This is a genomic window from Flexivirga endophytica (genome assembly GCF_014640635.1).
GTDB classification, from domain to species: Bacteria; Actinomycetota; Actinomycetes; order Actinomycetales; family Dermatophilaceae; genus Flexivirga; species Flexivirga endophytica.
This window is the reverse complement of sequence record NZ_BMHI01000006.1, coordinates 301,044-314,250: the sequence shown is the minus strand read 5'-3', so window position 1 is coordinate 314,250 and position 13,207 is coordinate 301,044. Positions and strand designations below refer to the sequence as shown.

Genomic DNA, 13,207 nt, shown 5'->3' with positions numbered 1-13,207 from the left:
ACGCCATACCCGCACCCCACCCGACCCTGGGGAGACCTATGCACGCCCGAGGACGCCATACCCGCACTCCACCCGACCCTGGGGAGACCTATGCACGCCCGGGTCAGCGGTCCCCGTTCAGCCGCCGGAAGCGCTCGACCATGGATTCGGTCGGCAGTTCCTCGGTGGTGACCGCGAAGGTGAGGTGATCGTGCCAGGAGCCGTTGATGTGCAGATAGCGCTTGCGCATCCCCTCCTCGCGCAACCCGAGCTTCTCGACCACCCGCAGACTCGCGTGGTTGTCCGGGCGGATGTTGACCTCGACCCGGTGCAGGCCCGCATCGCCGAAGGCGTGGTCGATCAGCAGCGCCAGCGCGAACGGCGTGATCGACCGCCCGGCGTACCGCTCGCCGATCCAGTAGCCGGCGGCTGCGGACAGCAACGCACCACGCGAGATGCCGAAGAGGTGCATCTGTCCGGCCAGCGCGCCGTCCACCTCGATCGCGAAGGGCAGCAACCGGCCCTCGTGGGCCTCCCGGTCCTGGAAACGGATCAGCTGCGGGTAGTTCATCGACACCACGCCGGAGCCGGGTGCCGTCGAGTCCCACGGCCGGGTCCAGGCCGAGTTCGTGGCACGCAGCGCCAGGAACTCGCGTTTGTCGGCGCGCACCCGCAGTGGCCGCAGCACGATGCGCGCGCCACACCATTCACCGGCGACGGCGGCCGGCCACCATCGCGATCTAATGATCTCCCCCGTCGAGTTGCGAAACAGCATGTGGCAGCACGGACTCCAGCAACTCCAGCGCGTCGCGGACGCCGCCGGTCGAGCCGGGCAGGTTGACGATCAGGGTCCGCCCGGCGACACCGGCCAGCCCGCGGGACAACACCGCCGTGGGTATGCCGGCCGCCACGCCCTGCGCGCGCAGCGCCTCGGCGATGCCCGGCACCTCGAAGTCCAGCAGCGGTCCCGTCTCCTGCGGAGTCCGATCGGTCGGCGTCAGCCCTGTGCCGCCGGTGGTGAGTATGGCGCGGGCTCCGCTGCCGAGTGCCTCGCGGAGCGCATCTCCGACCGGCGGACCGTCCGGCACGACACGCCGGGTGACGTCGAAACCCCACTTCTGCAGCGCCTTTTCGAGGATCGGCCCGGAGTGGTCGTCATACGTGCCTGCTGCGGCACGATTTGAGCAGGTGATGACCCATGCGGTGCTCACAGGCTCTCCTCGCGCCAATCACCGGACCGACCGCCGGACTTCGCCGTCACTCGGACATCGGTGATCCGGGCGTGCTTGTCGACCGCCTTGACCATGTCGATCAGCGCCAGCGCCGCGACGCTGACGCAGGTCAGCGCCTCCATCTCGATGCCGGTGCGGTCGGCGGTGCGAACCTCGGCGGTGATGTCCACACCGTCGTCCTGCACGGTCAACTCGACTGAGGCAGCGTGGACCGCAACGGGGTGCGCGAGCGGCACCAGGTCGGGCGTGCGCTTGGCCGCCTGGATGCCGGCGATCCGTGCCACCGCGAGTGCGTCGCCCTTGGGCACGTTGCCGGACCGCAACGCTTCGATCGCCTTGGCGGACAACAGGACTCGCCCTCGAGCCTCAGCAACGCGTGCGGTCACTGCCTTGGCGCTCACGTCGACCATGTGGGCCGTGCCGTCGGCGCGGACGTGCGTGAGTTTGTCCGTCATGCGAGTCCTTCCAGGGGAATGACGTGCAGCGTCTCTCCGACCGCCACATCGGTGGTGTCCGCAGGGACGACCGCGAGCGCCTGCGAGCCGGCGAGCCCGCCGAGCACGTGCGACCCCTGACCGCCGATCGGCCGCACCACCCGGCCGTCGTCGTCGAAGACCACCCGTGCGAACTGCTGGCGCCCGGGCGGAGAGGTCCACGTCTCGGCGACGGCGGCCTCGACCGTGTGCACCGTCGGGTCACGGCCGGCGAGGACTCGTCCCGCCGGCGCGACGAAGACGAGGAACGACACCAACGAGCTCACCGGGTTGCCCGGGAGGGCGAAAACCGTTGCGGAACCGAGCTTTCCGAACCCCTGCGGTTTGCCCGGCTGCATGGCGACCTTGACGAAGTCGAAGCTGTCGCCGCCCTCGAAGGCCAGCTTGAGCGGCTCGAACGCTCCGGCGCTCACACCCCCGCTGGTCACGATCAGCTCCACGTGCTCGGCCAACTCGGTCAGCACGTCACGGACCTCCTCCGCGGTGTCGCCGACGCGTCGTACGGCAGTCACCTCGAAGCCGCATTCGGTTGCGAGGGCGGCGAGCATCGGCGCGTTGGAGTCCACGACCTGCCCGTGACCGGGGTCCTGACCCGGCGGCACCAGCTCGTCGCCGGTGCTCACGATCGCGACGCGCGGTCGCGGGATGATCGAGACCTCGCCGACACCCGAGGAGATCAGCGCCGGCACGTGCCGGGGGCGCAGCAACGTCCCGGCCGGCAGCACCTCGTCGCCCGGCTCGACGTCCTCACCCCGATGCCGTATGGCGCGACCGGCATCGACCGCTTCGCGGATCGCCACCCGATCCAACCCGCCGTCGGTGAGCTCGACCTGCACCACGGCGTCGGCGCCATCGGGCAGCGGTGCGCCGGTCATGATCCGCCAGGCGGTGCCGGGCTCGAGCCGCAACGTCCTGGTGTCCCCGGCCGGAATGTCCCCGGCCACCGGCAACGAGACCGGCGCGTCAACGGTCGCCTGCCGCACGTCGGCGGCGCGCACGGCATACCCGTCCATCGCGGAGTTGGTGAAACCCGGCAGCGCACGCCGAGTGCGGACGGACTCAGCCATCACCAGGCCCAGCAGGGCCGGCGCATCGGCTGCGTCGACGGTCCGCGGCGGCAGCGACCGCACCGCAGCGATCACACGCTGCTGGTATTCGTCGAAAGTGAGCACCTTCGCAGCCTAATGTCACCCCACGAAGTTCTCCCCCGCTCCTTCACCCCACGAGTCCTCCGATACTTCTCTGAGCCTCCAGGTCGATTCAGTGGCCGAGCTGCTCCCCGTCACCGGATTGGCCGCCGGCGGGCCGACCTCGCCCCTCCTCGGAGTCGATCCAGGACATCAGCCAGGCACGAAAATCGGAGCCGAAGTCGCGGTGCCGCACCCCGAGCCGCACCATCGCCTTGAGGTAATCGAGCCGGTCGCCGGTGTCATAGCGTCGGCCGGCGAACACCACACCGGTCACACCACCGCCGGGCTGCTGCGGATCCCGGGCCATCTCCAACAGGGCGTCGGTCAACTGGATCTCGCCGCCGCGGCCGGGGCCGGTGTGCTCCAGCACGTCGAAGATCTCCGGGGCCAGGACGTAGCGGCCGATGAGCGCCAGGTTGCTGGGTGCCTCGCCGATGGCGGGCTTCTCGACCAGGGAGTCGACTCGCACGACGTTCTCGTCGGCACCGTTCTTGTCGGCACCGTCGAGCGACGAGACCGCGGCGCAGCCGTAGAGGTGGATCTGGTCCTCCGGCACCTCCATCAATGCGATGACCGAGCCGCCATACTGCTGCTGCGTCTGAATCATGGTCTCCAGCAGCGGGTCTGCCTCGTCGATGAGGTCGTCACCCAGGAGTACGGCGAACGGGCTGTCGCCCACGTGCGTCCGCGCGCACAACACCGCGTGGCCCAGGCCGAGCGGCTCGCCCTGCCGGATGAAGTGGACGTTGCCGAGGTTGGCCGACTTCTGCACGCGGCGCAGCCGCAGCTGGTCGCCCTTGCGCTCCAGCGCCTGCTCAAGCTCCCAGTGGCGATCGAAGTGGTCCTCCAATGCGGCCTTGTTGCGGCCGGTCACCATCAGGATGTCGTGGATGCCGGCGCGCTCGGCCTCCTCCACGACGTACTGGATCGCCGGTTTGTCGACCACCGGCAGCATCTCCTTGGGGATCGCCTTGGTCGACGGCAGGAACCTGGTGCCCAGGCCGGCCGCCGGGATGACTGCCTTGCACACTCGCGCTGTCCCCTGTGTCGTCATGCTCGTCAGGCTAGGCCACGCCTACTGTGCGCCGCCCAGGATCCCGGGGAGAATCGGTTGTATGTCACTCCCGTTGCCGCCTGACAAGCCCTCCGCCCGCCGGGTGGTGCGTGCCGCCCGCCGCGCCCGCCGAGCCGAGGCCACCGACGAGAGGTGGCGGCAGTACGGCGAGGACCTCGGTCTCGGTATGGCGCACTGGCTCGACGGCCGGCCGGTGCCACAACTGGCCGCGATCTACCAGGCGCTGCCGACCGAGCCACCGACGCACGGCATCCGCGCTGCGCTGGTCGCTCTGGGCGTCCGGCTCATCGTGCCGGAGTTGCTGCCGGACAAGGACCTGTCCTGGCAGGACCTGACGACCGGCGAAGACCTCGGGCCGGAGGCGATCGGCTCGGCCGACCTGATCGTCGTGCCGGCGCTGGCGGTCGCTACCGCGAGCGGCCTCCGACTGGGTCAAGGGGGCGGCAGTTACGACCGTGCGCTGACCCGCAAGCGCACGGGAACGCCAACGATCGCAGCGCTTTTCGATGACGAGGTGGTGGATGCCGTCCCCTCTGAACCGCACGACCACCAGGTCGACGCCGTGTTGACCCCGTCGGGTGGCGTTGCGGCGACCCGTTGCAACGTTTGAAATACTTACCCGCGAACTCCCATCCGACCAGCGTGCGAAGGAGACCCCTGTGGCCACCTCCGCAGCCAACAGCTTCACCACTCACGACCTTGCGTTCGTCCTGTTCATCGCGGCGCTGGTCCTGTTGGTGTCGGTCGCCGCCGTGCGTTTCGCGAACCGTTCGGGTATGCCGACGCTCGTGCTCTACCTCGGCATCGGGCTGGTGATGGGCGAGGCCGGGCTCGGCATACATTTCGAGAATCCTGAGCTGACACAGGTTCTCGGCTATTCCGCCCTCGCGCTGATCCTCGCCGAAGGCGGTATCTCCACTCGGTGGTCGAGCATCAAGTCGTCGATCGCCCCCGCGGCTCTGCTGGCGACCGTCGGCGTACTCGTCTCCGTCGTGGTGATGGCGGCCTTCGTCGTACTGCTGCTCGACAAGTCCTGGACCATCGCGTTGATGGTCGGCGCGATCGTCACCTCCACCGACGCCGCAGCGGTCTTCTCGGTGCTCAAGCGCGTCGGCCTGCCCCGCCGGATAACCGGCGTGCTGGAGGCGGAGTCCGGTTTCAACGACGCGCCGGTCGTGCTGCTGGTCGTCGCATTGGCCGACGCGGCGACGCCGGGTCGGACCGCGCATGCCTGGTGGGTCGTCGCCCTCGAAGCCGCCGGGGAATTGATCGGCGGCGCCATTATCGGCCTCGCGCTCGGGTGGATCTTCGCCAAGCTGAGCCGGGCGACCGCCCCGGGCTCGTCGGGTTTGTTCTCGATCGGCATCCTGTCGGTGGCGGTGCTCGCCTTCGCCACCGCCACCTTGGCCCACACCAGCGGGTTCATCGCGGTCTACCTGGCGGCTCTCGTGCTCGGCAACAGCAACCTTCCGCACCACCGCGCGGTGCACGGTTTCGCCCAGGCTGTCGGCTGGCTGGCCCAGATCGGGCTGTTCGTGCTGCTCGGGCTGCTGGCCTCGCCCGGACGGCTGAGCGGGCAGGTCGTGCCGGCGATCCTCGTCGGGCTGGTGCTGTTGCTCATCGCTCGGCCGGTGTCGGTCTTCGCGAGCCTGTGCTGGTTCCGCTTCCGCTGGCAGGACCAGCTCTTCCTGTCCTGGGCCGGCTTGCGCGGTGCCGTGCCGGTCGTGCTCGCGACCGTGCCCCTCACGGTCGGCACCCCAGACACCGACTGGATCTTCGATCTGGTCTTCGTCCTCGTGCTGATCTTCACGTTGGTGCAGGCGCTGCCGATGCCGTGGATCGCCCGCAAGCTGGGCGTCGCCGAGTCCGCACAGGTGCTCGATCTCGACGTCGAGGCAACGCCGCTGGAGGAGTTGCACGCCGACGTGCTGCAACTGCACGTCGGCGACACCTCGCGCCTCAACGGCGTGGAGATCCAGGAGTTGCGGCTCCCGCCCGGAGCCAACGTCACCCTGATAGTTCGCGGCGAGAAGGGTTTCGTGCCGAGCCCGAGCACGGTCATCCGCCGGGACGACCAGCTGCTGCTGGTCACCACCGCCAAGTCGCGCGATCAGGCGATCCGGCGGGTGCGCTCGGTCTCCCGCGACGGGCGGATGGCAGGCTGGGCCACGCCGCTGCGTTCCGACTCCGACTGAGCTGCCGCCGGCTGCTCCCGCCGGTGGCGTCAGAGCGCACGCCGAACACGCCGTACACTGTGCGCGTGCCGACCTATGCCTATGTATGCAGGGACTGTGCGCACGCCTTCGATGTGCAGCAGTCCTTCTCCGACGATTCGCTGACCGTCTGTCCCGAGTGCGGCGGTGCTCTCCGCAAGCAGTTCGGCGCGGTCGGCGTGGTGTTCAAGGGCTCGGGCTTCTACAAGACCGACTCGCGTGACTCGACGAAGAAGGCCACCTCCTCCGCGTCGTCCTCGTCGTCCGCCAAGGACACCTCGACCACGAGCGACAGTTCGACCCCCACGAAGTCGAGCGATTCCTCCAGCAGCTCCGCGAGCACGACCAGCACCACCTCGAGCGCGTCGACCAAGTCCGCGTCCGACGGCTCCGCCGCCTAGCTGTACTCACCAAGGACCAGCAGGACGTGCGGTATACCGCACTTTCTGCTGGTCGTTGTTGCTCGAGCGCCGTTCCGTCCACAACCCCCGACATGCGCTGTTGTCGTCCACCGATGCCCGCCTGCGACGCCCACCGGTCCGCACCGCTGACTAATCTCGCAGCATGACTTCAGACGACCATCCCTACGACGGTCCTCCGGCGGACATCGGCGTCATCGGTGGCTCCGGCTTCTACTCCTTCTTCGACGCACCCGAGCGCGTCCGGGTCGACACACCCTTCGGCGCACCGAGCGACGACATCGTCATGGGCGACGTCGACGGGCGGCGCGTCGCCTTCCTCGCCCGGCACGGTCAGGGCCACCGCTACCCGCCGCACCTGGTCAACTACCGCGCCAACCTCTGGGCGTTGCGATCGGTCGGAGTGCGCCAGGTCATCGCTCCGTGCGCGGTGGGTTCGCTGCGCGCCGAGCACACGCCCGGCACCCTGCTCGTGCCCGATCAGGTGGTCGACCGCACCACCGGCCGAGCGAGCACCGTCTATGACGAGGTCGGTCCGGTGGTGCACGTGTCGTTCGCCGATCCCTATTGCCCCCAAGTGCGTTCGGCCCTGCTGGACTCCACCAGCACTCATTTCGACCGAACCGTCGACGGCGGCACACTCGTCGTGATCGGAGGACCGCGCTTCTCCTCCCGTGCCGAGTCGCAATGGCACCAGGCCGCCGGCTGGTCGGTCGTCGGTATGACGGGCATGCCGGAGGCATCGATTGCCCGCGAGCTGGCGATGTGCTTCGGTACCGCCTGCCTGATCACCGACAACGACGCCGGAGTCGAAGGTGGCGAGTCGGTGACCCACGAGGAGGTCATGCGCGTCTTCGCCGACAACATCGAGCACCTCAAGGTTGCGCTGCGCGAGACGATCTCACGGCTGCCGGCACCCCAGTCGGACGACGCGGCGACCTGCCCCTGCCGCCGCGTGCTCGACGGCCAGGACCTGCCGATCACGCTGCCGTGATGAAGAGCCCGCTACGCCTACTGCCCGAGTCGTGGCAGGGCGACAGCCGCGAGGCCCGCTGGCGCCGTTCGCGCGGTCGCCGCGTGCTGACCGGACTGCTCACCGGTTGCGCGATGCTGGCCGTGGTCGGTGCGGTCCGGCCGGCGGACCCGCCGACGCACACGGTCACCGTCGCGACGCACGATCTGCCCGCCGGGCAACGACTGACCTCCGCCGATCTCCGCCAGGTCAGCTGGTCCACGGCTGACCGGATCCCCGGCCTGCTCAGCTCGTCCTACGCCGCCGGCAAGATCCTCACCGCCCCGATCCGCGCCGGCGAGCCGGTCACCGGCGCACGGGTGCGAGCCGCCCGGTCCTGGCCGTCGGTGCCGCCGGACAAGGTGATCGTGGGACTGACCGCGGGTGAGCGGGCGCTGGTGCAGGTGCTGCAACCCGGCGACCGCGTCGACCTGATCGACACCGCCAAGGGCAGGACGGTGGCCACCGCGGTCCGAGTTGTCTCCGTGCCGGGTGCAGACGAGGGCGAGGCCGCCGGTCCCACGACGCGCTCAGCATCCGCCGATGCACCGGCTGTGCTGGTCGCTGTCAGTCCCACTCAGGCCGCCGCGGTCGGTTCCGCGAGCGCGGCAACTGCAGGAGGAGTGGGTGGCGGCATACAGCTGGCGCTCCGGGCCGGCGCCTGATCGAGAGCGCGCCGCCGATCGGGGTCGGCCTCGGGTGCGATAGCACAACTGTGACCTGTGTGACCGGTGTTTCGCGTTCTCCGAGGTTTTGAATCTCCGATACAGTTCCCGCGACACGACACCCCTCCAAGTCAAGGACACATTTCATGGCAGGCTTCAAGAAGTTCCTCATGCAAGGCAATCTGGTCCAGATCGCCGTCGCCTTCATCATCGGCGGCGCGTTCGCGACCGTGGTCACGGCGTTCACGACGGTCATCATGGACCTCATCGGTAAGGTCGGTGGCTCGGCAAACTTCAGCAGCTACCAGCCCGGCGGCGTCCACGTGGGCGGCTTCATCACCGCGCTCGTCGCCTTCATCATCCTGGCCGCCGTCGTCTACTTCGGCGTCGTCAAGCCCTACGAGGCGTTCCACGAGCGCTACATGAAGGAAGAGGAGGCAGCGGCGACGGAGGTCGACGTGCTGACCGAGATCCTCGGCGAACTGCGTCAGGGTCGCGGCCAGGGTCAGGTCTGACCCCGCAGCTCACCCGAAAGAACGCCGAAGGGGCGGGACCACAGTGGTCCCGCCCCTTTCGCGTGCCCACCTCCGGCGAGTCACCCCCAATGCGGCGGTCGCTGCTCCCGCCACCAGCGGTCCTGGGCACTCTCCTCGCGGTCGGCGTCCGACTTGTCCCGCTTGTTCTTTCGCGGAGTGTCGTTGCTGTCCGGTGCGTCCGGCGCCCAACCGGCGTCGGTGTCGTCACGGCCGGGGCGCGGCGGGACGTCGGCCGTCGGGTCGCCACCGGTGGCCGGGCGCGTGGCCCGACGGTGGGTCCGCTTGCGCGGCTGCGGTTGGTCGTCCTGCGGCGGCTGCTCGCCCCCGGCACTCGGCCCGCTTTGCTGATCAGTCATCGGCCAACCACGGGTTGTGCGCCCTGTCGTGGGCCGTTTCCATCCGCTGCTCCGTGCTCGCGGCCGCAGACGCGGCGTGGACTGCCCCGACCAGCCGGGCGACCTCACGGGCCGGGTCGCGGAAGAGGTCCCGGGTCCAGACGCGCTCGTAGCTCCAGCCGAGCCGGCGCAGTTGCTCGGCACGCAGTCGCTCGCGGTCACGGGTGGAGACGATCGATCCGTAGACCGCTCCGTCGGTGTCGATGGCGACGAGCAACGAGCCCGGTCGGCGGGGATCCTCCACCGCCAGGTCGAGCCGGTGCTGTGAGGTGCCCCAGCCGGGGTGGACCACCAGCCCCTCGGCACGCAACCGGCGGGCCAGGTCCTGCACCAGCACCGGGACCTCGACCTCGGGTGTCGGCGGCAACATCGGCCGGTCCAGCACACTGCCCGAGGACGCGGCCCGCCGCCGCCGACCGTCCGGGCCACGGACCACACCGGCCGGTGCCTTCGGCTGCGGCGCGCCGCGTTCGGCGTCCGAGGTGTCCGAGTGCACCCGCCGGGCGGCGCCGCCGGACCCGGCATACAGCAGGTAGTCGCGCAGCAACAGGCCACCACGCGAGCGCAGCCGGCCCGGGTGCAACTCGTCGCCGGAGAACGACGACACCATGACCATCCGCCGGCGAGCGCGGGTGATCGCGACGTTGAGCCGGCGCTCGCCGCCTTCGGCGCTGATCGGCCCGAACCGGTGCGGGGCAGTGCCGTCCGCGGCGCGGGCATGACCCACCGAGAGCACGATCGCATCGCGCTCGTCGCCCTGGACGCGCTCGAGGTTCTTGACGAAGAAGGGTTCGGGCACCGACTCGTCCACCAGCGACGCCAGAGCCGCGTCATCGGCCACTGCATCGCGCAGTGCGGCCTCGATGCGGTCGGCGTGCCGCTGGCCGAGCGTGATGACCCCGATCGACTCGTCCGGGCGCTGTCGGGCCTGGTCCAGCACGACCTGCACCACGCGCTCGACCTCACCGCCGACGCCGTCGGATCCGTCGTCGGCGGCAGGCCTCCCGGTCACGACGTCGAGCCGGACCACGCTGTCGTCGCCGACGCCGGGGAAGGTGATGAGCCTGCCGCCATACAGCTGCGCGTTGGCGAAGGCGATCAGGCGTTCGTCCAGCGCGCGGTAGTGCCAGGTCAGCTCGCGGCTGGGCAGCAGCGGGGCGAGCGCGTCCAGCACCGACTCGGCAGTGACCGGTGTCGTCTCCTCGTCGGGCTCGTCGACACCACGGAAGAAGCTCGTCGGCGGCAACTGTTTCCGGTCTCCGGACACCACGACCTGCCCGGCGCGGGAGATCGCGGAGATCGCCTCGGCGGGCGGGATCTGGGACGCCTCGTCGAACACCACCACGTCGAACCACACGCCCGGTGGCAGGGTCGAAGCCACCAGCAGCGGGCTCATCACCCAGCACGGTGCGACGGCGGTCAGCAGTTCCGGCGCCTGCGGCAGCAACTCGCGCAGCGGCAGCGGCCGATCGGCACGCTGCTGCTCGCGCAGCAACGTCTCCTGCTCCGGCAGGTCCCGCATCGTCCGACGCACCTGATCGGCCCAGGCGCCGCGCACCGCCGCCGCGCCGGAGTGCACGTGCCGCGCGTCGCCCTCGGCGTATGCCGTGACGCGCTCGCGCAGCTGTGTCCCGTCGGCGTCGCCATACGCCGGATCGGTGTCCGCGATGCGCGCGAGAACCGCACGCCACCAGACGAATTCGAACTCAGCGGCAACGCGACCGGCCGGCACCTTGCGTGCGGCGAGATCGTCGATCAGATCGCCGAGGCCGTTCGCGCGCAACTGGTCCAGCGGGCCGATCACCGTCGGGACCAGCGCCAAACGGTCCTTGGCATCGGCCAGGCGACGCAACCGGTCCTGCAAGGTGTCGTAGTCGACGTCGAGCAGCCGGTCACCCTCGCGGGTGCCCTCCAACCGCTTTCCCAGCCATTCCAGGTCCTCGCGCAAGCGCTCGTGGGCGGCGACATACTTCGCGACGTCGACCGGCGCGGACGGCAGCGAGCCCTTGCCCGCGGTCTTGCGCCATTTCTCGCGCTGGGCGGCGGCCAGCACCAGCACACCGTGCAGGTCCGCGGGCGGCTGTCCCGGGCGCAGCAGGCTCCTGGACTGCTTGCGCAGCCGTCGCCGGTCCAGCACGCCGAGATCGCTCGGGTTGTCCTTGCGATAGGCGCTCGAGCCGGTCGCGTGGACCAGCTGTTCCAGTGGCGCGGAGAAGACCTCCGGCCGGAACGTCTCCAGGGTCCGATGCACCTCGGACATCAGCTCGAGCTGCTGCTCCGACTCAAGCATCGTGCGTGCTGCGGGCAGACCGAGCTTGTCGCCGAGTGCCGAAAGCATGTCGCGGTGCTCCTGGAGGCCGCCGTCGGCCAGCCCGCCGACCAGTTCCTGGGTGCGACCGGCCTGCTGTACGCCGACGACCCGGGCGCCGTACCACGGGTCCGGAGCGTCGTCGGTGCGCCAGGCGCCCAGGTCGGCCACCCGCACCAGCTCGTCGCGCAACTCGTCGCGTCGGGTGGCCGGGATTGCCTCCAGGTCGGCCGGATCGATGCCTGCGTGGGACCGTGGCGCCGGCTTCATCGCGTGGAAGGCGGCCACCTGGCTCTGTGCCTCGTCGACGGTGACACCCCACGGCTTGCGCGGCTCGTGCATCGCCCGACGGTGCGCCGCGAGCTCGTCACGCAGCGCGGTGAGATCGGCAGGTGTCGCGCGCGACTCCGGGTCCGAACCGACGATGTCGTCCATCGTGGCGACCAGGTGGGCGGTCAGCTCCCGGGCGTTGGTCCGGCCGTCGTGTATGTCGAGCATCATGTCGCCGAGCCCCACCCGGTCGAGCCGCTTGACGACCGCGTCGATGGCCGCGCGCTTCTCGGCGACGAACAGCACCCGCCGCCCGTCGGCCGCGATCGCGGCGATGAGATTGGCGATCGTCTGGCTCTTGCCCGTGCCCGGTGGGCCTTCCACCACCAGATGCGCCCCCGCCCGGACCGCCTCGACGACGTCCTGCTGCGAGGCATCCGCGTCCAGCACGAGATGCTCCGTCTCCGGGTCCCGGTCGACGACGACCGGCGCGTCGGCGCTGACCTCCTCCCGGGCATCGGCATCCCCGGCGAGCGCGGCGATCACCGGGTGCGAGGACAGGGACTCCAGCTGGTCGCCGAGATCGCGCACCATCGGCAGTTTCGTGTAGCTGAACGTGCCCACGACATAGCGGCGCGCGACGTCGAAGCCGGGTATGTCGGCGCACGCCTCCTGCACCTGGGTCAGCACGACGCCCGGGTCCACCCGATCGGTGTCGCGCAGGTAGTCGTCGATCGCCGCGGTGTCCAGGTGTATGCCGTGAGCGACCTCGACATACTTCGCGAGCACCGTGTTGAACTCGATCTGCGGGTGCAGCCGCAGCGTCAACGACTGCGGGTCCTTGGGGGTCGCGACGATCTCCAGCCGCCGCAACAGCACAGGAGCGGCCGGACTGCGTGGTGCGCCGGGGTGGTCCCAGGTCGCCATCCCGATCGCCAGGTAGCAGGAGGAGATGCCACGCTCCTGGGCCAGCGCCTGGGTGCGGGAGCGGACGACGCGCGCTCGGCGGTCCCCTTCGGTCAGTGCCGCCGGCTCTCGCAACAGCAGTTTCAGGGGCGCGGATCCGTTGGTGAGCAGCTGCGCCATACCGGCCGGGTGGGCGCGCGTCAGATCGAGCGTGGCGCTCGGCAGATCGCGGAACCACAGCAGCGTGTTGCGCCCGCCGAGGTCCACCAGATGACGCTGCCACTCCCCCACGGCGTCACGCACCAGGGCATCACGGCCGGTCGCCAACCAGGGGTTGGTCGAATCGTCTTGGGGGATGGGCGAACTCACCGAGCAAGGCTAACCGTCCGGCGCCTCGGGACCGACCAGGCACGCCCTAGTACGGTGCGCGCAGACATCGGCATCAGATTATTTCTGATTCTGTGCACTGGCGTCATCGTGCGGCTGCCTACTTCCTGGGCGGTGGTGACATAC

The 13,207-nt window shown here is 69.9% G+C and carries 13 protein-coding genes; 6 read left to right on the top strand and 7 right to left on the bottom strand.

Going from position 1 to position 13,207, the window contains the following annotated elements; genetic code table 11:
- Nucleotides 1-103: 103 nt before the first annotated feature.
- The 5 genes from IEX71_RS19785 to galU form a co-directional block, all read right to left on the bottom strand.
- Nucleotides 104-754 (bottom strand): GNAT family N-acetyltransferase, encoded by a 651-nt coding sequence (locus tag IEX71_RS19785; RefSeq protein WP_188838789.1) that lies wholly within the window; start codon nt 752-754, stop codon nt 104-106.
- On the bottom strand, nt 720-1,190 hold the full coding sequence (locus IEX71_RS19780; RefSeq protein ID WP_188838788.1) for a MogA/MoaB family molybdenum cofactor biosynthesis protein: 471 nt from the start codon (nt 1,188-1,190) through the stop codon (nt 720-722). The genes IEX71_RS19785 and IEX71_RS19780 overlap by 35 nt, the downstream gene beginning before the upstream one ends.
- Nucleotides 1,187-1,666 (bottom strand): cyclic pyranopterin monophosphate synthase MoaC, encoded by a 480-nt coding sequence (gene moaC / locus IEX71_RS19775; protein WP_188838787.1) that lies wholly within the window; start codon nt 1,664-1,666, stop codon nt 1,187-1,189. The genes IEX71_RS19780 and moaC overlap by 4 nt, the downstream gene beginning before the upstream one ends.
- Nucleotides 1,663-2,877 carry a molybdopterin molybdotransferase MoeA gene (locus tag IEX71_RS19770; RefSeq protein ID WP_188838786.1) on the bottom strand — a complete coding sequence of 405 codons (1,215 nt, stop codon included), beginning with the start codon at nt 2,875-2,877 and terminating at the stop codon, nt 1,663-1,665. The genes moaC and IEX71_RS19770 overlap by 4 nt, the downstream gene beginning before the upstream one ends.
- 88 nt (nt 2,878-2,965) lie before the next feature.
- Complete coding sequence (galU, locus tag IEX71_RS19765; RefSeq protein ID WP_188838785.1) at nt 2,966-3,949, bottom strand: UTP--glucose-1-phosphate uridylyltransferase GalU; 984 nt, start codon at nt 3,947-3,949, stop codon at nt 2,966-2,968.
- A 61-nt stretch (nt 3,950-4,010) separates the two neighbouring features.
- Here galU and IEX71_RS19760 point away from each other — a divergent pair, with 61 nt between their 5' ends.
- The 6 genes from IEX71_RS19760 to IEX71_RS19735 all read left to right on the top strand — a co-directional run bounded on the left by IEX71_RS19760 (nt 4,011) and on the right by IEX71_RS19735 (nt 8,794).
- Nucleotides 4,011-4,580, top strand: a complete 570-nt coding sequence (locus IEX71_RS19760; RefSeq protein WP_188838784.1) for a 5-formyltetrahydrofolate cyclo-ligase — start codon at nt 4,011-4,013, stop codon at nt 4,578-4,580.
- A 49-nt stretch (nt 4,581-4,629) separates the two neighbouring features.
- The gene (locus IEX71_RS19755; protein ID WP_188838783.1) at nt 4,630-6,165 is read left to right on the top strand and encodes a potassium/proton antiporter; all 1,536 of its coding nucleotides are present in this window, start codon (nt 4,630-4,632) and stop codon (nt 6,163-6,165) included.
- A gap of 65 nt (nt 6,166-6,230) precedes the next feature.
- The gene (locus tag IEX71_RS19750) at nt 6,231-6,584 is read left to right on the top strand and encodes an FmdB family zinc ribbon protein (RefSeq protein WP_188838782.1); all 354 of its coding nucleotides are present in this window, start codon (nt 6,231-6,233) and stop codon (nt 6,582-6,584) included.
- A 163-nt stretch (nt 6,585-6,747) separates the two neighbouring features.
- Nucleotides 6,748-7,596: an S-methyl-5'-thioadenosine phosphorylase gene (locus IEX71_RS19745; protein WP_188838781.1), complete on the top strand. Its 849-nt coding sequence runs from the start codon at nt 6,748-6,750 to the stop codon at nt 7,594-7,596.
- Entirely contained in the window at nt 7,596-8,279 is a 684-nt protein-coding gene (locus IEX71_RS19740; RefSeq protein WP_188838780.1) for an SAF domain-containing protein, read from the top strand. Before IEX71_RS19745 ends, IEX71_RS19740 begins: the two co-directional genes overlap by 1 nt.
- Before the next feature lie 146 nt (nt 8,280-8,425).
- Nucleotides 8,426-8,794: an MscL family protein gene (locus IEX71_RS19735; RefSeq protein WP_188838779.1), complete on the top strand. Its 369-nt coding sequence runs from the start codon at nt 8,426-8,428 to the stop codon at nt 8,792-8,794.
- An 80-nt stretch (nt 8,795-8,874) separates the two neighbouring features.
- Here IEX71_RS19735 and IEX71_RS19730 read toward each other — a convergent pair whose 3' ends face one another.
- Entirely contained in the window at nt 8,875-9,171 is a 297-nt protein-coding gene (locus tag IEX71_RS19730) for a hypothetical protein (RefSeq protein ID WP_188838778.1), read from the bottom strand.
- On the bottom strand, nt 9,164-13,063 hold the full coding sequence (locus tag IEX71_RS19725; RefSeq protein ID WP_229749891.1) for a PDDEXK-like endonuclease domain-containing protein: 3,900 nt from the start codon (nt 13,061-13,063) through the stop codon (nt 9,164-9,166). The genes IEX71_RS19730 and IEX71_RS19725 overlap by 8 nt, the downstream gene beginning before the upstream one ends.
- Between the last annotated feature and the right edge of the window lie 144 nt (nt 13,064-13,207).

What these genes read in the sequence shown, in the direction of transcription:
- IEX71_RS19785 (WP_188838789.1), bottom strand. Translation starts at nt 754, where the DNA reads ATGCTGTTTCGCAACTCGACGGGGGAGATCATTAGATCGCGATGGTGG.
- IEX71_RS19735 (WP_188838779.1), top strand. Translation starts at nt 8,426, where the DNA reads ATGGCAGGCTTCAAGAAGTTCCTCATGCAAGGCAATCTGGTCCAGATC.
- IEX71_RS19740 (WP_188838780.1), top strand. Translation starts at nt 7,596, where the DNA reads ATGAAGAGCCCGCTACGCCTACTGCCCGAGTCGTGGCAGGGCGACAGC.
- IEX71_RS19760 (WP_188838784.1), top strand. Translation starts at nt 4,011, where the DNA reads ATGTCACTCCCGTTGCCGCCTGACAAGCCCTCCGCCCGCCGGGTGGTG.
- galU (WP_188838785.1), bottom strand. Translation starts at nt 3,949, where the DNA reads ATGACGACACAGGGGACAGCGCGAGTGTGCAAGGCAGTCATCCCGGCG.
- IEX71_RS19745 (WP_188838781.1), top strand. Translation starts at nt 6,748, where the DNA reads ATGACTTCAGACGACCATCCCTACGACGGTCCTCCGGCGGACATCGGC.
- moaC (WP_188838787.1), bottom strand. Translation starts at nt 1,666, where the DNA reads ATGACGGACAAACTCACGCACGTCCGCGCCGACGGCACGGCCCACATG.
- IEX71_RS19730 (WP_188838778.1), bottom strand. Translation starts at nt 9,171, where the DNA reads ATGACTGATCAGCAAAGCGGGCCGAGTGCCGGGGGCGAGCAGCCGCCG.